At 71.7% G+C, this 19,187-nt stretch carries 19 protein-coding genes and 1 riboswitch; of the genes, 5 read left to right on the plus strand and 14 right to left on the minus strand.

All coding sequences use genetic code 11. The features are described from left to right. Positions 1-28: 28 nt before the first annotated feature. Positions 29-370: a hypothetical protein gene (locus OIE67_RS23495; RefSeq protein ID WP_106237634.1), complete on the plus strand. Its 342-nt coding sequence runs from the start codon at positions 29-31 to the stop codon at positions 368-370. 177 nt (positions 371-547) lie between these two features. Then, positions 548-1,903, plus strand: a complete 1,356-nt coding sequence (locus OIE67_RS23500; protein ID WP_326643774.1) for an RNA polymerase sigma factor — start codon at positions 548-550, stop codon at positions 1,901-1,903. Between the two features lie 136 nt (positions 1,904-2,039). Here OIE67_RS23500 and OIE67_RS23505 read toward each other — a convergent pair whose 3' ends face one another. Continuing rightward, the gene (locus OIE67_RS23505; RefSeq protein ID WP_326643776.1) at positions 2,040-2,438 is read right to left on the minus strand and encodes a hypothetical protein; all 399 of its coding nucleotides are present in this window, start codon (positions 2,436-2,438) and stop codon (positions 2,040-2,042) included. Between the two features lie 115 nt (positions 2,439-2,553). Between OIE67_RS23505 and OIE67_RS23510 the strand changes: the two genes are divergently transcribed. Together OIE67_RS23510 and OIE67_RS23515 are read left to right on the plus strand one after the other, a co-directional pair. Beyond that, complete coding sequence (locus OIE67_RS23510; RefSeq protein WP_181307270.1) at positions 2,554-3,114, plus strand: TetR/AcrR family transcriptional regulator C-terminal domain-containing protein; 561 nt, start codon at positions 2,554-2,556, stop codon at positions 3,112-3,114. A 203-nt stretch (positions 3,115-3,317) separates the two neighbouring features. After that, positions 3,318-3,509 (plus strand): DUF5999 family protein, encoded by a 192-nt coding sequence (locus OIE67_RS23515; RefSeq protein WP_106237625.1) that lies wholly within the window; start codon positions 3,318-3,320, stop codon positions 3,507-3,509. A gap of 84 nt (positions 3,510-3,593) precedes the next feature. On the opposite strand, the gene OIE67_RS23520 is transcribed toward OIE67_RS23515, so the two are convergent. Further along, complete coding sequence (locus tag OIE67_RS23520; protein ID WP_326643780.1) at positions 3,594-4,184, minus strand: alpha/beta hydrolase family protein; 591 nt, start codon at positions 4,182-4,184, stop codon at positions 3,594-3,596. 83 nt (positions 4,185-4,267) lie between these two features. Here OIE67_RS23520 and OIE67_RS23525 point away from each other — a divergent pair, with 83 nt between their 5' ends. After that, a complete protein-coding gene (locus OIE67_RS23525; protein WP_326643782.1) occupies positions 4,268-4,612 on the plus strand; it encodes a hypothetical protein in 345 nt (114 codons plus the stop codon). Between the two features lie 11 nt (positions 4,613-4,623). On the opposite strand, the gene OIE67_RS23530 is transcribed toward OIE67_RS23525, so the two are convergent. The 12 genes from OIE67_RS23530 to OIE67_RS23585 all read right to left on the minus strand — a co-directional run bounded on the left by OIE67_RS23530 (position 4,624) and on the right by OIE67_RS23585 (position 19,182). After that, positions 4,624-5,433 (minus strand): tetratricopeptide repeat protein, encoded by an 810-nt coding sequence (locus tag OIE67_RS23530; RefSeq protein ID WP_326643784.1) that lies wholly within the window; start codon positions 5,431-5,433, stop codon positions 4,624-4,626. Between the two features lie 115 nt (positions 5,434-5,548). Next, positions 5,549-8,383 carry an aminomethyl-transferring glycine dehydrogenase gene (gene gcvP / locus OIE67_RS23535; protein WP_326643786.1) on the minus strand — a complete coding sequence of 945 codons (2,835 nt, stop codon included), beginning with the start codon at positions 8,381-8,383 and terminating at the stop codon, positions 5,549-5,551. 179 nt (positions 8,384-8,562) lie between these two features. Beyond that, positions 8,563-8,662, minus strand: a riboswitch (glycine riboswitch). 231 nt (positions 8,663-8,893) lie between these two features. Further along, the gene (locus tag OIE67_RS23540) at positions 8,894-9,514 is read right to left on the minus strand and encodes a MerR family transcriptional regulator (RefSeq protein ID WP_106237615.1); all 621 of its coding nucleotides are present in this window, start codon (positions 9,512-9,514) and stop codon (positions 8,894-8,896) included. Positions 9,515-9,661: 147 nt separating this feature from the next. Then, complete coding sequence (locus OIE67_RS23545; protein ID WP_090771501.1) at positions 9,662-10,132, minus strand: bifunctional nuclease family protein; 471 nt, start codon at positions 10,130-10,132, stop codon at positions 9,662-9,664. Between the two features lie 133 nt (positions 10,133-10,265). Beyond that, entirely contained in the window at positions 10,266-10,892 is a 627-nt protein-coding gene (gene ftsR / locus OIE67_RS23550) for a transcriptional regulator FtsR (RefSeq protein ID WP_326643799.1), read from the minus strand. 91 nt (positions 10,893-10,983) lie between these two features. Continuing rightward, on the minus strand, positions 10,984-11,496 hold the full coding sequence (locus OIE67_RS23555; protein WP_106237610.1) for an FHA domain-containing protein: 513 nt from the start codon (positions 11,494-11,496) through the stop codon (positions 10,984-10,986). Between the two features lie 250 nt (positions 11,497-11,746). Next, on the minus strand, positions 11,747-14,269 hold the full coding sequence (locus tag OIE67_RS23560) for a mannose-1-phosphate guanyltransferase (protein ID WP_326643802.1): 2,523 nt from the start codon (positions 14,267-14,269) through the stop codon (positions 11,747-11,749). A gap of 4 nt (positions 14,270-14,273) precedes the next feature. Next, positions 14,274-14,855 (minus strand): CDP-alcohol phosphatidyltransferase family protein, encoded by a 582-nt coding sequence (locus OIE67_RS23565; protein WP_326643804.1) that lies wholly within the window; start codon positions 14,853-14,855, stop codon positions 14,274-14,276. Positions 14,856-15,005: 150 nt separating this feature from the next. Continuing rightward, positions 15,006-15,989 carry a GNAT family N-acetyltransferase gene (locus OIE67_RS23570; protein WP_326643806.1) on the minus strand — a complete coding sequence of 328 codons (984 nt, stop codon included), beginning with the start codon at positions 15,987-15,989 and terminating at the stop codon, positions 15,006-15,008. After that, positions 15,982-16,578 (minus strand): phosphoribosylanthranilate isomerase, encoded by a 597-nt coding sequence (locus OIE67_RS23575; RefSeq protein WP_326643808.1) that lies wholly within the window; start codon positions 16,576-16,578, stop codon positions 15,982-15,984. The genes OIE67_RS23570 and OIE67_RS23575 overlap by 8 nt, the downstream gene beginning before the upstream one ends. 313 nt (positions 16,579-16,891) lie before the next feature. Continuing rightward, a complete protein-coding gene (locus tag OIE67_RS23580) occupies positions 16,892-17,581 on the minus strand; it encodes a response regulator (protein ID WP_106237598.1) in 690 nt (229 codons plus the stop codon). Continuing rightward, a complete protein-coding gene (locus tag OIE67_RS23585; protein WP_326643811.1) occupies positions 17,578-19,182 on the minus strand; it encodes a sensor histidine kinase in 1,605 nt (534 codons plus the stop codon). Before OIE67_RS23585 ends, OIE67_RS23580 begins: the two co-directional genes overlap by 4 nt. Positions 19,183-19,187: the final 5 nt, after the last annotated feature.

The raw sequence follows: 19,187 nt of genomic DNA on the forward strand, positions 1-19,187 counted from the left end.
TCATAGTGGGGAGAAGGAGGGAGCCTTCATGGACCAGACCCGCAAGCTGTGGGCATCCGCGGCCGTCGTCGGCGTCATCGTCGCCGGAGGCGCCTCAGTCGCGGCGGCCGCCTCGGCGGGAAAGCTCGACCAGGTCGCGAGGGAGACCCGAGCCGTGGTGGAGAAGGCGCCGTCCGGTGAGCCCCAGGAGCTGCTCGAAGGACCGGACGAGACCCCGGCCCCCGCGACCACCGATGGTTTCATCGTCTCCAGGGAGATCAACCCGGACCCGGAGAAGGTCCTCGAATACTGGACCGACCAGCGCATGGAGGACGCCGAGCCCATGCCGATGCCCGAGGCGCGGCCGGACGGGCACGGGTCGACGGAATAAAGTCCCCCCTGGGGCGGTTCGATACGTGGGCGATCCGCCCCTTTTTCGTCCCACTTAGGGCGCACGGGAACAAATGACGGCGTTTGGCGTTATTGATACTGGTGCGCCGTGCGGACGCGAACCCGCCCCACCACAACCTGCCTGATCGCTTCCACTCCGTACGGAGGAGGTGTCCTCATGCCCAGAACCGCCGTGGCGACCCCACCCGCTACTCTCGATCAGCTGATTGAACGAGGGCGAGCCCAGGGTCACCTTTCTCTGGCGGAGCTGCGTGACGCATTCGCGATGGCCGGCATCAGCCCCTCTGAAGGCCGCACGATCCTGCGCGAGCTGTCGGAGGCCGGTGTGAGCCTGGCCGCCGAGAACGAGCCGTCTCTCAGCACGACCGCCCCCACGAAGAACGCCCAGAAGAAGACCGCTTCCGCCGGGAAGACCGCGCGGGCAAAGAGTACCCGCCGCAAGGGCTCCGAGGCAAAAACCGGAGCGGCGACCGACGCGGCGAAGGCGGTGACGGCGCCGGAGTCCAAGCCGGAGCACGAGGAAGACGTGCCGGACGACCTCGTCGTGAACTCCGCGGACGCTGAAATCGAGAACGAGCCGATCGACCTGGACGACACGCAGTCCGTCATGGGCGACTCGGTGCACACCTACCTCAAGTCCATCGGCCGCCGCACCCTGCTCACCGCCGCCCAGGAGGTCGAGCTGGCCAGGCGGATCGAGGCGGGCCTGTACGCCGAGTACAAGCTGGAGACCCAGCCCGACCTGTCGCCCGCCGCCCAGGCGGACCTCCACCTCGTCGTGGAGGACGGCCGGCAGGCCAAGGACCACATGCTGGAGGCCAACCTGCGCCTCGTGGTCTCCGTCGCCAAGAAGTACACCGACCGCGGCATGTCCCTGCTGGACGTCGTCCAGGAGGGCAACCTGGGGCTCATCAGGGCCGTGGAGAAGTTCGACTACACCAAGGGCTTCAAGTTCTCCACGTACGCCATGTGGTGGATCCGCCAGGCCATCCAGCGCGGCTTCGCCGACTCGGCCAGGACGATCCGGCTGCCCGTGCACGTGCTGGAGATGCTGTCCAAGCTGTCGCGCGTCGAGCGCGACATGCACCAGCGCCTGGGCCGCGAGCCCACGCCCGAGGAGCTGGCCGTCGAGCTGGACAAGACGCCGGACCAGATCGAGGAGCTGCTGCGCACCAGCCGTCAGCCGATCTCGCTGAACGCGACGATCGGCGAGGACGGGGAGACCACGATCGGCGACCTCATCGAGGACGTCGACTCCCCCGAGGCGTCGGAGATCGTCGACCGCCAGCTGCTGGGCGACCAGCTGCGGGGCGTGCTCGACAACCTCTCGCCGCGCGAGTCGAAGATCATGGCGCTGCGTTTCGGCCTGGTGGACGGCAAGCCGCACACCCTGGACGAGATCGGCAAGTATCTCGGCCTGACCAGGGAGCGCATCAGGCAGCTGGAGAAGGAGTCGCTGTCCAAGCTGCGCCACCCGAGCAACACCCGCCCGCTGCTCGACTGGGCCAGCTGAACGAGAGCCCCGGCACCGTCAAAGGGCGCCGGGGCTCATCGCACGGGGAACGCTCGCGAATCCGGACCAGCACGCCCAGGTCCGGACGGCTCGGCAGAACCAGCGGACCAGTGGCCGCGAGCGGGTTCGTCCCGGGTCAGGCGGTCGCGGGCAGCGGCCTCGGCACCCGGGGGATCCCCCACAGCCGGTTGTCCTCGCGCAGGGTGCGCAGCCGCTCGACCTCGGCCGTCCACATGGCCCCGGCCGGGGTGGCCTTGGCCTTGCGGCGGGCGATCCGGTCGTCGTAGGTCTTCACCCCGAACGTGGCCCGCTGCCCGGCCTCGGCCGCCCGCAGCGCCTCGGTGAGCGCCGCGTCGAAGGCCCGGCCGGCCGCCAGCAACTCGATCTCGTCGGCCCCGGAGGCGCGCAGCTCGCGCAGGACCTGCTCGGCCTGCCTGGCCTTCTCGATGAACTCGGGGAAGCTCTTGGAGATCTCCAGGTCCGCGTGGTAGCGGACCTCTGCCTCCCGGCTCACCCGCGGACGGAAAAACGCCATCGGCCCTGCCCCTTAAAGCTGTCGTGTACTGGTGCGACGACCAAGAGTACGCCGTCGCGCGACACGGGCGGAAATCGCCCTGGCGCGCCCGCCTTTACATAGTAAGATGATCTCCATGCCCGCCAAGAGACCACCCGTTCCCCTCTCCCGCGAGCGCATCATCGAGGCCGCACTCCACATCGCCGACAGCCAGGGCCTGCGCCGCCTGACCATGCGCCGCCTGGGCGACGCCCTGGAGGTGGAGGCGATGGCCATCTACCACCACCTGCCCCGGGGCAAGGAGGCGCTGATGGACGCCCTGGCCGAGCACGTCACCACCGTCCACGTCGAGCGCGGCCCCACCTGGCAGGAGACGGCCAGGGCGTGGTGCCGGGCGGGCAGGGAGCTGCTGCGCGAGCATCCGGGCGTGCTGGCGCTGGCGCTGACCAAGCCGCCGAAGGGAGCGACCGCCGTGGCCATCAGGGAGCAGACCGAGCAGCTCGCCGAGGGCGGTCTGGGCGACGCCCCCGAGGCCGTGCGGTCGCTGCGGGCGTTCGTGTTCGGCAGCGTGGCCGTCGAGGTCCAGCAGTCCGGCTGGGCCGACCCGGAGGTTGATGAATGGGTCAGGAGGGACGAAAGAGCCGATATGGACTTCGAGCGCGGACTCGACGCTCTGCTCAAGGGATTGCAAACGTGATGCGCGTGTCGCGCTTGGCCCGTTATCCTGCATAAGGCACGCTGTGTCGAAGGTCACACGACCCGGGGATCCTCCTGTAACAGTCCGAACGGACTATGTCGGAACACGTGACATACATCGCACACTTGCCAGAACAGAACAACCCGAGCCGGCTCCCGACCCTCCAGCACGGGAGCGACCCACGAGATATCGGAGGCACGCCGATGTGCCCGCACGACCCGGCCTGTCCGGATGCCGAGGCGCCTGACCGCGAGGCGGCACGCACCCTGGCCTGCCACCCCGAACAGGGGTGGAGCCTGCTCTGCAACGGCGTCGTCCTGTTCGAGGACACCGGGGAGCTGCTTCCCAGTGGCACCGCCATCGCCCCGCACCGGCCCGCGGTCGGCGCGGCCTGACGCCTCCCGGCGCGGCCCGCACCTGACGCCCGCCGCCAGGCCCTGGGCCCGCGCGCGGCCGCTCACCTCCGGCCGGAGCCACGCCTACGCGTAGCGGACGATCCACTCCGCGACGACCTCGCCCACCCGGGCGGGGTCACGTCTCAGCTCATGCCCCTCCCCCGGCAGCACCACCAGGCGCGCGGCGTCCCCCGCGTCGGGAACGCCGAACGGATCGCGGTCCCCGTTCACCACCAGCACGTCCACGCCGGCGCCGCGCAGCTCGTCGGCCCTCGACCGCTCCGGCTTCCCCGGCGGATGCAGCGGGAAGGCCAGCGCCACCACCGCCGCGGCGCCGACCGCCTTCGCCGTACGGCAGGCCACCCGGGCCCCGTTGCTCCGCCCGCCCTGCACCACCGGCAGCCCCGGCCGGGCCGCCCGCAGCTCGTCCAGGACGACCTCCCACGCCTCGTCCTGCCGCTCGGCCGAACCGGGCGCCCGCGCCCCCGCCACCCGGAACGCCTGCGTCACCCTGGCCACGCTCACCCCGGCCGCCACGGCGGCGTCGCGCACGGCCAGCAGGTCGGGGGCCTCCACCGTCCCGGCGGAGCCGTGGGTCAGCACCAGCAGCAGCCGCGCGTCCGCGACCTCGTCCACCTGGACCAGCGCCGGCCCTCTCGGGGTCATCACCTGCATGGCAGCACGGTACCTGGGGAGGATCGCGCACTAGACCTCAGGGCTGATGACGGCGCGGCGCGGGACGGGAGATGATGTCGTCCATGTCAGACAAACGCCTCAGGGACGACCTGCGGGCCACGCTGGAGGCGCGCCGCGATCTCGGCCCCGACTACGAGCCGGCGCTCATCGACTCGTTCATGGAACGCCTCGACGCCACGATCGCCGCGCGCGTCCGGGCCGAGCTCGACCACCACGGCGTCGCGCCGCGCAAGAAGACCGGCCAGGGGACGCCGCTGGTGCCGATCGCGCTGGGCTCGCTGGGCATCGGGGTTCCGCTCACGGCCATCGCGGGCACCACGGGAGGCGCGTTCGGGCTGCTGGTCGCGTGGGCGGCGATCGTGCTGGTCAACGTGGCGGCCGCGGCGGCGTTCATGCGCCGCCCCTGACCCCTCCGCCGTCAGGCGTCGCGCTGGTAGCGGAGACGGACCTCGGCCGCCAGCGTCTCGTCCTCGTGTTCGAGCCCGTACGTCCACACCCGCCCCGCGTCGTCGTCGCGCCCGCGCAGCGGCAGGGTGCGGGCGAGCAGCTCGATGGCCAGCGCGCCGGTACGCGGGTCGGCGCCGCCCTCGACGCTCTCGGCGAACTCGGCGCAGGCCAGCTCCAGATGCGCGATGCCGAGCTGGACCCGCAGGCCGGGCACCTCGTCCGCGGGGGCGAACTCCAGCGCCTCCAGCAGCACCTCGGCCGCCGGCCCCGGCTCCCCGTGCTCCAGCATCAGCTCGGCCAGCCGCTGCGCCGCGTGCGCGCCCATCTTGTCGTCGCCCGAGGCCACGCCCGCGCGCACGGCGGCGCGCAGCTCGTCGCCGGCCTCCTCCAGGTGGCCCGCATCGACCGCCAGCCGGGCCAGCGCGAGATGGGCCAGCGGCACGTACGCGGCCGTGCCGACCCCGAGGACGGCCTGCCAGGCGGCCCTGGCCTGGTCGGCCCGGCCCTCCCGCTCGAAGCCCTGGGCCAGGTGACAGGCCGCCTGGGCGGCGTATTCGGGGTGCCCGGTGGCCAGGGCGGTCCTGGCGGCGGCCCTGGCCCGCTCGACGTCGCCGCGCTGCTCCAGCACCACGGCCAGGCCCACGGCGGCCTGCGCCCGGTCGGGCTCCTCCGGGTCGGCGGCGAGCCGGCTCAGGATGTCGGCCGCGGCGTCGAGGTCACCCTCCTCGGCCAGGCGGCGGGCGGTGTCGAGGGGCGGTGTCTCCAGCTCTGAGGACGTCAAGAGAGCTCCTTGGGGCGACGGTCGCACCGAAGCCTAACGACTTCTGACGATCATGTCTGCTCACTTGACGCGGAAGGACTGGCACCGGGGTGACAGTCCTCCCACCCCGGCCGGCTCAGTCCTCGTACGCCTCCAGCGGAGGGCAGGAGCACACCAGGTTGCGGTCGCCGTAGGCCTGGTCGATGCGGCGCACCGGCACCCAGTACTTGCCCTCGCGCAGCGACGGCAGCGGGTAGGCGGCCTCGCCGCGCCCGTACGGGTGCGGCCACTCGTCGGCGGTGACGGACTCGGCCGTGTGCGGCGCGTTCCGCAGCGGGTTGTCGGTCCTGTCGTAGTCGCCCGAGGCCACCTTGGCGATCTCGGCCCTGATCGCGGCCATGGCGTCGGCGAACCGGTCGAGCTCCGCGAGGTCCTCGCTCTCGGTCGGCTCGATCATGAGGGTCCCGGCGACGGGGAACGACATGGTCGGGGCGTGGAAGCCGTAGTCGATGAGCCGCTTGGCCACGTCGTCGACGGTGACGCCGGTCTCCTTGGTGATCTGGCGCAGGTCGATGATGCACTCGTGGGCGACCAGGCCGCCGCGGCCGGTGTAGAGCACCGGGTAGTGCGGGGCCAGCCGCCTGGCCAGGTAGTTCGCCGACAGGATGGCCTGCTCGGTGGCCGCGGTGAGGCCGTCGGCGCCCATCATCCTGACGTACGCCCACGAGATCGGCAGGATGCCGGCCGACCCGTACGGGGCCGCCGAGACGGGACCGACCGGGGTGCCGTCGTGCAGCGGGTGGCCGGGCAGGTAGGAGGCCAGGTGGGCGCGGACCGCGACCGGGCCGACGCCGGGGCCGCCGCCGCCGTGCGGGATGCAGAAGGTCTTGTGCAGGTTGAGGTGGGACACGTCGGCCCCGAACTCGCCCGGCTTGGCCAGGCCGACCAGGGCGTTGAGGTTGGCGCCGTCCACGTACACCTGGCCGCCGGCCTCGTGCACCTTGGCGCAGACCTCGGTGATGCTCTCCTCGTACACGCCGTGCGTGGACGGGTACGTCACCATGATCGCCGCCAGCGCGTCACGGTGCTTGCCGATCTTGGCGTCGAGGTCGGCCAGGTCGACGTTGCCGTCGTCGTCGCAGGCCACGACGACGACCCGCATGCCGGCCATGACGGCGCTGGCGGCGTTGGTGCCGTGGGCCGAGGACGGGATGAGGCAGACGTCGCGCTCGCCCTGGCCCTGGTCGCGGTGGTAGGCGCGGATGGCCAGCAGCCCGGCGAACTCGCCCTGCGAGCCGGCGTTCGGCTGGAGGGAGACGGCGTCGTAGCCGGTCACCTCGGCCAGCCAGCCCTCCAGCGTGCCGATCAGCTCGCGGTAGCCCTCGGTCTGCCCGTCGGGCGCGTACGGGTGGATCGCGGCGAACTCGGGCCAGGTGATCGGCTCCATCTCGGTGGTCGCGTTCAGCTTCATCGTGCAGGAGCCGAGCGGGATCATGGAGCGGTCGAGCGCGATGTCCTTGTCCTGCAGCCTGCGCAGGTAGCGCAGCATCGCGGTCTCGGAGCGGTGGGCGTGGAAGACCGGGTGGGTCAGGTACGCGCTCTCGCGCAGGAGCTCGCCCGGCAGCGCGTCCGCGGCGTTCTCCGGGTCCGCCCCGCCCGCCTCGGGCAGCCCGAAGGCGCCCCAGACGGCGGCCACCTCGGCGGCGCCGGTCTTCTCGTCGCAGGCGACGGAGACGTGGTCGTCGTCCACCCGCCAGAGGTTGACGCCCCGCTCGGCGGCGGCGGCCACGACCTCGGCGGCCCGGCCGGGCACGCGGGCCAGCACGGTGTCGAAGAACTCCTGGTGCACGATCTCCACACCGCCCTCGCGCAGCCCGGCGGCCAGCGCGCCGGCGTACCGGTGGACGCGGTGGGCGATGCGGCGCAGGCCCTCGGGGCCGTGGTAGACGGCGTACATGCCGGCGATGACGGCGAGCAGGACCTGGGCGGTGCAGATGTTGCTGGTGGCCTTCTCGCGGCGGATGTGCTGCTCGCGGGTCTGCAGGGCCAGGCGGTAGGCGGGATCGCCGTCGGCGTCCACCGACACGCCCACCAGGCGGCCGGGGAGCTGGCGCTGCAGCCCCTCGCGTACGGACATGTAGGCGGCGTGCGGCCCGCCGAAGCCGAACGGCACTCCGAAGCGCTGGGAGGAGCCGATGGCGATGTCGGCGCCCAGCTCACCGGGAGCGGCGATCAGCGTGAGGGCCAGCAGGTCGGCGGCGGCCACGACCAGCGCGCCGGCCTCGTGGGCGGCGGCGGCCACGGCGCGGAAGTCGCGCAGCCGGCCAGAGGCGCCGGGGTACTGCACGAGCACGCCGAAGCATTCGGGCAGCTCGCCGTCGAGCGGGTGCTCCACCAGCGTGATGCCGAGCGGCTCGGCCCTGGTGGCGAGCACGGCCTTGGTCTGGGGCAGCGCGTCGGCGTCCACCACGAACACGGCGCTCTTGGACTTGCCCGCCCGGCGGGCCAGCGTCATGGCCTCGGCGGCGGCGGTGGCCTCGTCCAGCAGGGACGCGCCGGAGACGGGCAGGCCGGTGAGGTCGGAGACGACGGTCTGGAAGTTCAGCAGCGCCTCCAGGCGCCCCTGCGAGATCTCCGGCTGGTACGGGGTGTAGGCGGTGTACCAGCCCGGGTTCTCCAGCAGGTTGCGGCGGATGACGGCGGGCGTGACGGTGTCGTAGTAGCCCAGGCCGATCATCGAGGTGAGCACGCGGTTGCGCCCGGCCAGGGCGCGCAGCTCGGCGATGGCCTCGGCCTCGCCGATCGCGGCGGGCAGCTTGAGCCGGTCCTTGACCCTGATGGACTCGGGCACGGCCACCGCCACCAGATCCGCCACGGACTCGAAGCCCACGGCTTCGAGCATGCGCTGCTGCTCGGACTCCGACGGGCCGATGTGCCTGGACGAGAACGGCGGAGCTGACAGATCGGTCATGGATGTGCCTCCCGAGGCTGTGGAGACCGGCGCCAGGGCGCGGGCGAGTGCCGGATCTCCCCCTCTGTCAGCGCGGCCGCACGACGTACGTGCTACCGCGACCTGAGAGCTTCACCCCCGGTGGGGCTTGCACCGTCGGTGAGGCGCGCCTGGCGGGAGCGCCTGCTTTCCAGAGTCGCCTCGCCCGAGCGGTACAGGATGCCTGAGAGATTCCGGGGAGGGTTGCTCCTTCGGCGCCCCGGCGCCGTAGCGGCCCGGGGACTCTCCCGCACGGGGTCGTCAGCCTTGCTGTCCCAGATTACTACGCTACGCACCATTAGCCGGTCATCGGCCCGTCGCGTGCGGGTTCCCCCGGGTGGATCGGCGCTCACGCTCTGGGGATCAGCGCTCCCAGGCGGGTGTTCCCGGGGATCGACGTCCCCTGGGTGGTCGCGGGACCGGCGCTTGTGGCGCTCTCCCGGAACCTGGTCTTCTTCTTCGGCATCCCGGCCCTCGTGGAGCCGGGTGCTCTCAGCCGGTGCGGCGGGCGCGTCGCCTGCGGGCCAGCTCGTCAGCGGGATGGTCGGCCGGGACGGTGTCCTCGACCGCCGCGCGTTCCCCCGGCAGCTCCGCGAGGGAGCCCTCGACCTCACGCCAGACCCGGCCGAGCGCGATGCCGAACACGCCCTGGCCGCCCTGGAGCAGGTCGATCACCTCGTCGGCCGAGGTGCACTCGTAGACGCTGACGCCGTCGCTCATGAGCGTGATCTGCGCGAGGTCACCGACCCCGCGGTCACGCAGGTGCTGCACGGCCGTACGGATCTGCTGCAGCGACACTCCGGTGTCGAGCAGCCGCTTGACGACCTTGAGCACCAGGATGTCGCGGAAACTGTAGAGCCGCTGGGAGCCCGAGCCCTGCGCGGCTCTTATCGTGGGCTCCACCAGCCCCGTGCGCGCCCAGTAGTCGAGCTGCCTGTAGGTGATGCCGGCCGCCGCACAGGCCGTCGGCCCGCGGTATCCGATGTCACCCGGCAGCGTCCTGGGTTGCTGATCGAAGAGCAGACCCTGCTCTCCGGCACGCTGCCGCGCGCTCTCGCGCCGTACCGGATCTTCCTGGCCGGCCGTCTTTCCCTCGCCGCTGCTGACCGCCACGCGGACCTCCGGCTTTCTCTCATCCCGTGGCCTGATCTGGGGGTTCGTAAAAGGCGACCACGGGTTTCACTTGCACCGTAGGACCGTGACCATGCGCAGTCAACGATCCGGCTCGGCGCGTCGTGAAGCGTAAATGCACTGAAATACCTACCCCGCCCTGCCGAAGTCTTCGGGAGTGATCGTGTCAAGGAACTCCCTGAACTTCTCCACCTCGTCCTCCTGGTCGTCCGGGATGATGACCCCGGCTTCCTGGACGACCTCCTCGCTGGCGAAGATGCGGGCCCCGGTGCGCAGCGCGAGCGCGATCGAGTCGGACGGCCGCGCGCTCACCTCCACGCCGTTGGAGAAGACCAGGTCGGCGAAGAAGATGCCGTCACGCAGGGCGACGATGTTGACCGCGCGCAGCCCGACGCCGAGCGCGCTCAGCACGTCTCTGAACAGGTCGTGGGTGAGAGGCCGCGGCGGCGGCTCCTCCGCCTGGGCCAGCGCGATGGCGGTGGCCTCGGTCATGCCGATCCAGATCGGAAGAAACCGCTCCCCGTGTGCCTCCTTGAGCAAGACGATCGGCTGATTAGTGGGCATTTCAACGCGAACGCCCACGACCTCCATCTGCAACACGGGCTGCTCCGTATTCCTGACCGGTGACCCGGCACAGCTCTTCGGTCATCACTTCTGCTGACATGGCTTCTTCAATTCAACGTAACACCCAGCGGGCCTCGAATGTGCCCGCGCCTCCCAGCTCGCGACGGTCTCAACGACCGAGGACCGAGCGGACACCCGTGCGCACAAGGGATGCGTGCAGGTCGAGCAGCAGGGCGGTCAATTCCCTGGCCACCTCGTCGGCCTCGCCGATGGCGCCGGGGGCGCGCCGCTTGAGTATCGGGGCGACGGTCTGCTCGACGAGCCCGGCCTCGCGCTCGGCCGCGGCCTTGACCGCCCGCAGGTGGCGGGCGTGCAGGCCGAAGCGGGACAGGGCGCCGACGGCGCGGGCCACCTTGAGCGCCTCCTCGTCGTAGCGCCTGGCCACGGGCACGAGCAGGCCGTAGTCCTCCAGCTCGGCGAGCGTCTCCTCGTCGATCTCGGCGGCCTCGAGCAGCTCGGCCCGGTCGAGCCTGACCTCCTGGGCCTGCCGGACCTCGCGCGGCCGGCCGAAGCTCTCGGCCATCCGGTCCTTGATCACCCGCAGCGGGAGGTAGTGGTCGCGCTGCTCGGTGAGGATGAAGCGCAGCTGCTCGACGTGGAGGTGGGTGAACTTGCGGTAGCCGGAGGGGCTGCGCTCCGGCTCGATCAGCCCCTCGCCCTCCAGAAACCTGATCTTGGAGATGGTGACATCGGGGAACTCGCCCTGCAGGAGCGCGAGCACCTCCCCGATGCTCATGTGCGACCGTGCCGCCTGAGAACTCACGCGACCGCCTCCCGCGGCCGCGGGCGTGCGGAGGCCGTGTCCATGGGTCGCTCGCTCCGCCCGCTCATGCCCCGGCGTTGCCTCGCATCAGGAAGACGAGGCGGAACTTGCCGATCTGCACCTCGTCTCCGGAGTGCAGGGGGACCTCCTCGATGCGTTCCCTGTTGACGTAGGTGCCGTTGAGGCTGCCCACGTCGCGCACGGAGAACTGGCCGCCGCGGTGGCGGTAGAACTCGACGTGGCGGCGGGAGACGGTGATGTCGTCGAGGAAGATGTCGCTCTCCGGATGACGCCCCGTGGTGGTCAGCTCCTTGTCCAGCCGGAACCGGCTGCCCTGGTTGGGGCCCCTGGTGACGGTGAGCAACGCCGTGCCGGGCGGCAGCTGTTCGACCAGCGCCCGCTCGGCCAGGAGCATGTCGCCTGTCTCAGCCTCGTACGCCTCTATTCCCGCGACGGAGATCGTCGACGTGGTGTCCCCGGAGACCTCGGGCCTGGTCAGCGGTGACCCACAGCGGGAACAGAAACGGGCATCCTCGGGGTTGGCGTGCCCGCACTGCGTGCAGTAGACGCTCGGCATCGATCGGCTCGGCCTCCTACCGCGAAGACGCGGCGACGGTGCTCTGGGACGCGCCTCGCTTCGCTATTTCAAGTTTGCGAATGCCGCAACTTACGCTGATCAGCGGCAAAGGTCAAGGCGGGGCGCTGCACGTTGGTTCGGACGCAGACAAAGTTACCGCCGCCCCCGCCCCGTGGTCCATGCCGCCGCGCGTTTCTACATTACGATCTTGCGGCGCTCTCCGCGCACATCATCGGTAAAGCCTTTCCGATCACGTTCCGTGACCGGGCCGGCCCGCCGCCTGTTCGACGATGCGCGCCCAGCGTTCGAGCAGCGCCTGGGCGCCGTCCACGTCGCCGGCCTCCGCCCAGAGGTCGGTGACGGGCTCGGCCGCGGCGGGCAGCACCAGCACCCAGCTCCCGTCGTCGTGCGCCACGCGCACGCCGTCGGTGGTGTCGACGCGGTGGCCGTCGGGCTCGGCCTCGGCCGCCTCCATGACCGAGCGCATGACGGCGCCCTTGGCCGCCCACGGCGTGGGGATCGTCCGCCGCAGCAGCTTCACCTCGGGGATCCGCGCGTCGATCTGGCTGAGCGAGAGCCGGGTGCGGGCCACCAGCCCGAGCAGGCGCATGAACGCGGCCAGCCCGTCGATGGCGGGGCTGAACTCGGGCACCACGAAGCCGCCGCGCCCGTCGGCGGCGAAGATCATGTCGGGGCCGGCGGCGGCGGAGGTCAGGGCGTCGAGCGCGGTGGAGGTCCACTGCACCTGGACGCCGTGGAAGCGGCAGACCTGTTCGGCGACCCTGGTCGTGGTGACCGGCAGCGCCACCTGGCCGCCCCTGCGCTCGGCCGCCACCAGGTCCAGCACGACGAGCAGGGCGCGTTCCTCGTCGATGAGCTGGCCCTGCTCGTCCACCAGGGCGATGCGCTCGCCGACCGGGTCGAAACGCACGCCGAACGCCGCCCGGGAGGAGCCGACCAGCTCGGATAGGCGCTGCAGGTCGCGGCGGCGCCCGGCCAGCGTCTCGGTGGGCGAGACGTCGTCCAGGCGGGCGTTGACGGTGAGCACCTCGACGCCCACCCGGCCGAGCAGCGTCGGCAGCACCAGCGAGGAGGTGCCGCCCGCGCAGTCCACGACCACCTTCATGTCCTTGACGCCGCCCACGCCGACGTGGCGCAGCAGCTCGTGGGTGTAGTCCTCGACGGCCCTGGCCGGATAGGTGAGCTCGGCGATCTCGCCGGGGAAGGCGCGGCGGAACTCCTGGCGGGAGAAGACCCGCTCCAGCTTGCGCTGGGCCGCCGGGGGCAGGTCGGCGCCGCGGTCGTCCATGATGACGATGTCCACGCTCTGCGGGTCGCCCGGGGTGGTGCGCAGCGCGATGCCGCCGCCGGCCGCCTCGCGGGCGGTGTGGAAGCGGGCCACGGGCAGCGGGGCCGCCTCCAGGTCGAGCACGTTGATGGCGCCGGCGGTGAGGGCGCCGATGACGGCGCGCTTGAGCGCGCGGGCGGCCAGCGAGCAGTCGCGGGAGGTGACGACGTGCTCGCCCTTCTTCAGCGTGGTGGCGTACGCGCTGGCCAGGCGGACGCACAGCTCGGCGGTGATCTCGACGTTGACCAGGCCGCTGACGCCTCTGGGGCCGAACAGGTTGCGCCGGCCGCGTGACTCCCAGATGACGCTGGTATTCACGACCGCGCCGGCCTCGATGGTCTTGAACGGGTACACCTTGACGCCGCTGGAGACGTAGGCCTCGGCCTCGATGACGCATTCGTCGCCGACGACCGCGTTCTCCTCGATGCGGGCGCCGGCCATCACGTCGGTGCTCTTGCCGATGACACAGCCGCGCAGGTGGGCGCCGGGGCCGAGGTAGACGTTGTCGTGGACGACCGCGCGGTGCAGGAAGGCGCCCTCGCGGACGACCACGTTGTTGCCCAGTACGGTGTACTCGCGCAGCTCCGCGCCCGCCTCGACCTTGGCGTACGCGCCGATCAGCAGCGGGCCCTTGAGCACGGCGTCGGGGTCGACCGAGGCGGAGTCGGCCACCCAGACGCCGGGGGACAGCTCGAACCCGGCGATGTCGAGCTGGACCCTGCCCGACAGGGCGTCCGCCTGGGCCTTGAGGTAGCTCTCGTGGGTGCCGACGTCCTCCCAGTAGCCGTCGGCCACGTAGCCGTAGATGGGGGCGCCGCGCTCCAGGAGGGCGGGGAAGACGTCCGAGGACCAGTCGACGGGCTCGCCGGGCGCCACGGCGTCGAGGACCTCGGGCTCCATGACGTAGATGCCGGTGTTGACGGTGTCGGAGAAGACCTGGCCCCAGGTGGGCTTCTCCAGGAAGCGCTGGACGCGGCCCTCCTCGTCCACGATGATGATGCCGAATTCGAGAGGGTTCGGAACCCGTTTCAGGCCGATCGTCACTAATGCCTGATTTTCCCGGTGGAATCGCACCATGTTCGATAAATCGATATCCGTCAGGGCGTCGCCGGAGATCACCAGGAATCGGTCGTCGCGCAGTCGGTCGGCGGCGTTCTTGACGCTGCCGGCGGTGCCGAGGGGGAGGTCCTCGGTGGCGTACTGGAGGCTCATGCCGAGCTCGTCACCGTCGCCGAAGTAGTTGCGCACGAGGGCGGCCAGGAACTGCAGCGTCACCACCGTCTCGGTGACGCCGTGCCGCTTGAGCAGGCGCAGCACGTGTTCCATGATCGGGCGGTTGGCCACGGGGAGCAGGGGTTTGGGCTGGTTGGCGGTCATCGGGCGCAGCCTCGTGCCCTCCCCGCCCGCCATGACGACCGCCCTCACCCGATCACCCCTTCTTGGCCTCGGCTACCAGCCGCCGCACCTGTATCCCGTACAGCACCCCCGCCCACCAGTACAGGCCCGTGCCCCAGAGCGCGAAGGCCCACCCGACAATGCGCGCCATCTCGGCATACCACCCAGTGTGGGAGGCGAGGAAGAGCAGAGGGAAGGCGTACATGAGGTTGAACATGGCAGCCTTGCCCAGGAAATGCACTTGAAGTGCCTTGTAACCGTGTTTGCGAAGTACAGGGAAGAAACTCGCGACGAAGAGTTCGCGCGCGAGGATGACGATCACCAGCCACCACGGGATCACGTCGCGCAGCAGCAGGGCGAGGATGGTGGCGAAGACGTAGAGCTTGTCCGCGGCCGGGTCGATGATCCGGCCGAGCCTGCTGATCTGGTTGAACGCGCGGGCGATCTTTCCGTCGAGCCAGTCGGTGAACCCGGCCACCACGAGGATCCCGATGGCCCATCCGTCCGCCTTGGGCCCGAGAACCAGCCAGAGGAACACGGGGACGCCGAGGAGGCGCAGGAAGCTCAGCAGGTTAGGAACCGTCCAGATCCGGTCCTCGGCGGAAGTTTCGCTCACGCAGGAGACCCTACTGCGTGGAACTCCGACACAGCGGCCCCGCTCGTGCCCGGTCTCTCCGGCCTGACCGGCCCCTGGCCACGCGGACGTACCGGTTCCGAGGAGAACCGGTTGGCCGGATGTGGCCAGGTGGTCAGTGCCGGCCGGGGGTCAGGTGCGGAGGAAGGCGTGGGTGCGGCCGACGGTTTCGAAGCCGAGGCGGGTGTAGAAGTGGCGGGGCCAGTCGTCGGCGTCGGCCACCAGGAAGATCAGCTCGGCGTCGGCCACCTCGGCCAGCAGCGCGTTCATCAGGGTGCGCGCGTAGCCCTTGCCTCGGTACGCCTCGGCGGTGAGGACGCTCTCGATCTGGGCGACGCCGCCGTGGACGTACAGGTCGGCCCTGGCGGCGATCTCGCCGTCGGGAGCGCGGACGCCGCGGAAACCGACCGTGTCGGCACCCCGCAGCCGTACCCCCACTCGCCGGGCGAGCGCGTCGATCGTCTCGTCGGACGCCTCGGGCAGCGACTCCCGCCAGTCGCGCCGCGACACCGCCACCACCTCCTCCAGCCCGAGCGCCTCAACCACCGCAAGCCCCACCGGGGAGGCCGCCGGAGAAGCGATCTGGAACGCCTCCTGGGGCGCGGCCCGGGATGCCGGTGCGGGTGGGGTGGTGGGGGCCGGGCCGCGGAAGACCATGACGAGGTTGGTCTCGTGTTCGTAGCCGGCGGCGGCGAAGGCGGGGACGCAGGCGGTGCCGAGCTGGTCGTCGTCGATGCAGACCAGCCGGTGGGCACGCGTCGCGAGGGCCTCGTCGGCCGCGGTCATCAGCGGCTCGGCGGCCCGCTCCAGGGCGTCGCCAGGGGCTGGGCGGGCGGCGAGCCCGTCGTCGCCGGAGGACTCCCGGGCGAGGAGCCCGTCGTCGCCGGGCGCTTCCCGGCCAGTGAGACCGTCGTCGCCGGGGGTCTCGCGGATGATGAGTTTGTTGTCGTCGTATGAGCCGGGGTAGCGGTCGTCCAGGACGGCGAATCCGCCCGGAACCGGTCGCCGTACGGGTGCCTTGCGTTGAGCGAAGGCGTGCAGGAAGGCGATGGCGCGCGCGAGGTCGCCGGTCGCGGTGCCCTGGGTGAGGGCGGGGTCTCCGGTGAGCTCATCCATGCGTTCGCCGTACCGCTCGCAGGAAGTCTTCGATCAGGCCGGAGTCCTTCACGCCCGGCGCGGTCTCCACGCCGCTGGAGACGTCGACCCCCCAGGGGCGCGCGGCCGAGATCGCCTCCTCCACGTTGGCCGGGGCGAGGCCGCCTGCCAGCATCCAGTGCCCGGAGGGGCGGCCGCGGACGGCCGCCCAGTCCCACGGCAGGCCGGAGCCCGCCTGCGGGGCGTCGACGATGAGCAGATCTTCGTCGTAGGCGCCGCAGCGCAGGTCGGCCTGGGCGTCCACGGCCCTGACCAGGCGGGCGCCGAGGTCTTTCAGCGCGGTGAAGTCGCCGTGGGGGTGGTTGCCGTGCAGCTGGACGGCCCGTACGCCGGAGGTCAGCGCGGCGGCTCTGACCGTCTCGGGGTCCTCGCCGCGGAACACGCCGACGGTGAGCACATGATCGGGGACGAGGGCGGCCAGCTCCGCCGCGCGCTCCGGCGAGACGCGGCGGGGGCTGCGGGTCATGACGAACCCGACGGCGTCGGCGCCGGCTCGTACGGCGGTGGCCACGTGCTCGGGCTCGCTCAGTCCGCAGATCTTCACATACACGTCTCCGACTTTAGCGGCGGCGGGCCGCCGCCGGAGACCATGACCAGACCAGTAGGGCGACGATGAGCCCGAACAGGATCGCCCCACGGAGGAGGACGGCCGGCATGGCGATCAGTGGTCCTTCCGCTGGTGTGACGGGTGAAGGACCACATGGTGCGTGTGAGGGCCGCGTCAGGTCGTCCGCCGCCGGGCGCGCGCCGGTCCGCCGCCAGGAGGAGCTGCCGGTCCGCCACCGGACGGACACCGGAGCCGTGACGGCCGCGCCGCCCGGATGCCACAGCACGCCGTAGCGGGCACGGCCGGGGGACGGTGGTCAGGTCGCCGAGCCGCCTCTGGGCTGGCGTACGGGGCGGAAGGCGGCGTCCACCAGGCCGGTGCGGTGGGCGACGACGGCGGCCTGGATGCGGTTGCGCAGGCCCAGCTTGTCCATGGCGGCGGCGATGTGGGTCTTGACCGTGGTGACCCCGACGTGCAGCTCCTCGGCGATCTCGGCGTTGGACAGGCCGGTGCCGACCAGGGCGAGGACCTCCAGCTCGCGCTCGGTCAGCCCGGGCGGCGCGGAAGGGGCGGCGGCCTGCTCCTCGGCGGCCAGGAAGCGCTCGACGACCCGGCGCAGCACGGAGGGCGCGAGCAGCTGCTCACCGGCCGCCGCCCGGCGTACGGCGTCGACCATGCGCTCGGGGTCGTCGTCCTTGACCAGGAAGCCGACCGCGCCGGCGCGCAGGGCCGCGTAGACGTTGCCGTCCTCGGCGAACGTGGTCAGCACCACGACCCTGGTCCCCGGCCGGGCCGCGAGCACCCGTTTGATGGCTTCGAGCCCGTCCACCCTGGGCATGCGCAGGTCCATCAGGATGACGTCGGGCAGGTGGCGCTCGGACAGGCGGACGGCCTCGGCGCCGTCCTCGGCCTCGGCCACCACCTCCATGTCCCCCGTGGCCTGCAGCAGCATGCGCACGCCCGCGCGGACGAGCGCCTGGTCGTCGGCCACCAGCACGCGGATCACGCCGCGTTCCCCTGGGACAGGCGGGTGGGCAGGTGGGCGGCCAGCAGCCAGCCGCCCTCGCCGTCGGGTCCGGCGCTGAGGGTGCCGCCGACGGTGCGCACCCGCTCGCGCATGCCGGCCAGGCCGCGCCCGGAGGAGGGCAGCCGCTCGATCGCCGTCGGCGGCCGGCCGTTGCGGATCTCGACGTCGAGTCCTTCTTCCGCGGGGGACACGGTGACGCGGACCCGGGTGCCGGGGCCTGCGTGTTTGAGCACGTTGGTCAGTCCTTCCTGAACGATGCGGGCCGCGGAGGTGCGGGCGATGAGCGGGGCCTGGTCGGTCGCCGGGTCGAGGTCGAGGTCCACGAGCAGGCCCGCGGCGGCCATGCGCTCGGCGGACTCGCGTACGACGTCGGCGGGATTGGCCAGCAGGTCGGGCTGCCGGTCGGGGTCGCGCAGCAGGTCGAGCAGGTCGCGCAGGTCCTGCAGCACCTGATGGCCGGTCTCGCGGATGTCGTTGAGCGCGTCGGCGACGGGACCGTCGGGCGCGGTGTAGCGGGCGGCGCTGGCCCGCAGCACCATCGCGCCGACGTGGTGGGCCACGATGTCGTGCACGTCGCGGGCGATGCGCTCGCGCTCGGCGAGCTGGTCGGCGCGCACCTGCGCGACGGCGGCGCGGGCGGCCTCCTCGGCGCGCAGCCGTTCGGAGGCGACGGCGGCGCGGCGCATGCCCAGGTAGCGGCCGATCGCGATGGGCGTGGCGACGAGCGTCATCAGGACGCCGATGCGGAACCCGGTGATCTCGGCGTCGTCGCCGACGACGGCGATGGAGCTCAGCAGGCAGCCGGTCAGGTACGCGGCCAGGGTCCAGGCCCAGGACACCACGCGCATGGCGAACACTCCGATGGCGATGAGCGTGAGGATCAGGCAGGTGTTGACGGTGTCGTTGAGGTAGATGTCGGCCGAGACGAGCAGCACGCCCTGCAGCGTGAAGACCAGGCCGGGCAGCCGCCTGGCGATGCCCAGCGACAGCCCGCCCACGACGGCCAGCAGCCCCACCACCCAGACCGGCTGGGTGCCGGAGTGCCAGCTGGTCCAGGTGCTGAGCACGGTGATCGCGACGCCGCCGGCGGCCAGCAGCGCGTCCGGGGTGACGTCTCTCTCGTCGAGGCGCTCGGCCGTGCTGCGCAGGTACGCACCGAGGACGGCGGGGAAGACGGGCAGCAGCACGGAGTACATCCACATGTTGCCGGTGAGGGCGACACCCGGGTCGGCGATGTTGAAGGCGGTCGCGAAGATCGAGCCGATCACGGCCACGGCGGTGGCGCGCACCCGGGCGCTGTATCCCGCCACGCCCAGCGCCACACAGACGAGGATCTGCGCCGTGTTGGAGGTGAAGGAGCCGAGCTGGTCGGTGACGGCCAGGACGACGGCCAGGTAGAGGGAGACGGCCACGGGGCGGTGGCGGACCAGCCCCATGGGCAGGCCGACGATCAGCGCCATGAGGAGGTTCATCTCCGCGGGCAGATATTCGGTGTCGCCCGCGTTCGCCGTGGTCAGCAGGTCGAGACCCACTCCAGAGGCCGCGAGCAGGACATCAAGCGGCACACCGCGCCAACGCATGGACA

Origin of the sequence: Nonomuraea fuscirosea, from assembly GCF_035917475.1 — a bacterium.
GTDB classification, from domain to species: Bacteria; Actinomycetota; Actinomycetes; order Streptosporangiales; family Streptosporangiaceae; genus Nonomuraea; species Nonomuraea fuscirosea.

What these genes read in the sequence shown, in the direction of transcription:
- OIE67_RS23495 (WP_106237634.1), top strand. Translation starts at nt 29, where the DNA reads ATGGACCAGACCCGCAAGCTGTGGGCATCCGCGGCCGTCGTCGGCGTC.
- OIE67_RS23500 (WP_326643774.1), top strand. Translation starts at nt 548, where the DNA reads ATGCCCAGAACCGCCGTGGCGACCCCACCCGCTACTCTCGATCAGCTG.
- OIE67_RS23505 (WP_326643776.1), bottom strand. Translation starts at nt 2,438, where the DNA reads ATGGCGTTTTTCCGTCCGCGGGTGAGCCGGGAGGCAGAGGTCCGCTAC.
- OIE67_RS23510 (WP_181307270.1), top strand. Translation starts at nt 2,554, where the DNA reads ATGCCCGCCAAGAGACCACCCGTTCCCCTCTCCCGCGAGCGCATCATC.
- OIE67_RS23515 (WP_106237625.1), top strand. Translation starts at nt 3,318, where the DNA reads ATGTGCCCGCACGACCCGGCCTGTCCGGATGCCGAGGCGCCTGACCGC.
- OIE67_RS23520 (WP_326643780.1), bottom strand. Translation starts at nt 4,184, where the DNA reads ATGCAGGTGATGACCCCGAGAGGGCCGGCGCTGGTCCAGGTGGACGAG.
- OIE67_RS23525 (WP_326643782.1), top strand. Translation starts at nt 4,268, where the DNA reads ATGTCAGACAAACGCCTCAGGGACGACCTGCGGGCCACGCTGGAGGCG.
- gcvP (WP_326643786.1), bottom strand. Translation starts at nt 8,383, where the DNA reads ATGACCGATCTGTCAGCTCCGCCGTTCTCGTCCAGGCACATCGGCCCG.
- ftsR (WP_326643799.1), bottom strand. Translation starts at nt 10,892, where the DNA reads ATGAGCATCGGGGAGGTGCTCGCGCTCCTGCAGGGCGAGTTCCCCGAT.
- OIE67_RS23555 (WP_106237610.1), bottom strand. Translation starts at nt 11,496, where the DNA reads ATGCCGAGCGTCTACTGCACGCAGTGCGGGCACGCCAACCCCGAGGAT.
- OIE67_RS23570 (WP_326643806.1), bottom strand. Translation starts at nt 15,989, where the DNA reads ATGGATGAGCTCACCGGAGACCCCGCCCTCACCCAGGGCACCGCGACC.
- OIE67_RS23585 (WP_326643811.1), bottom strand. Translation starts at nt 19,182, where the DNA reads ATGCGTTGGCGCGGTGTGCCGCTTGATGTCCTGCTCGCGGCCTCTGGA.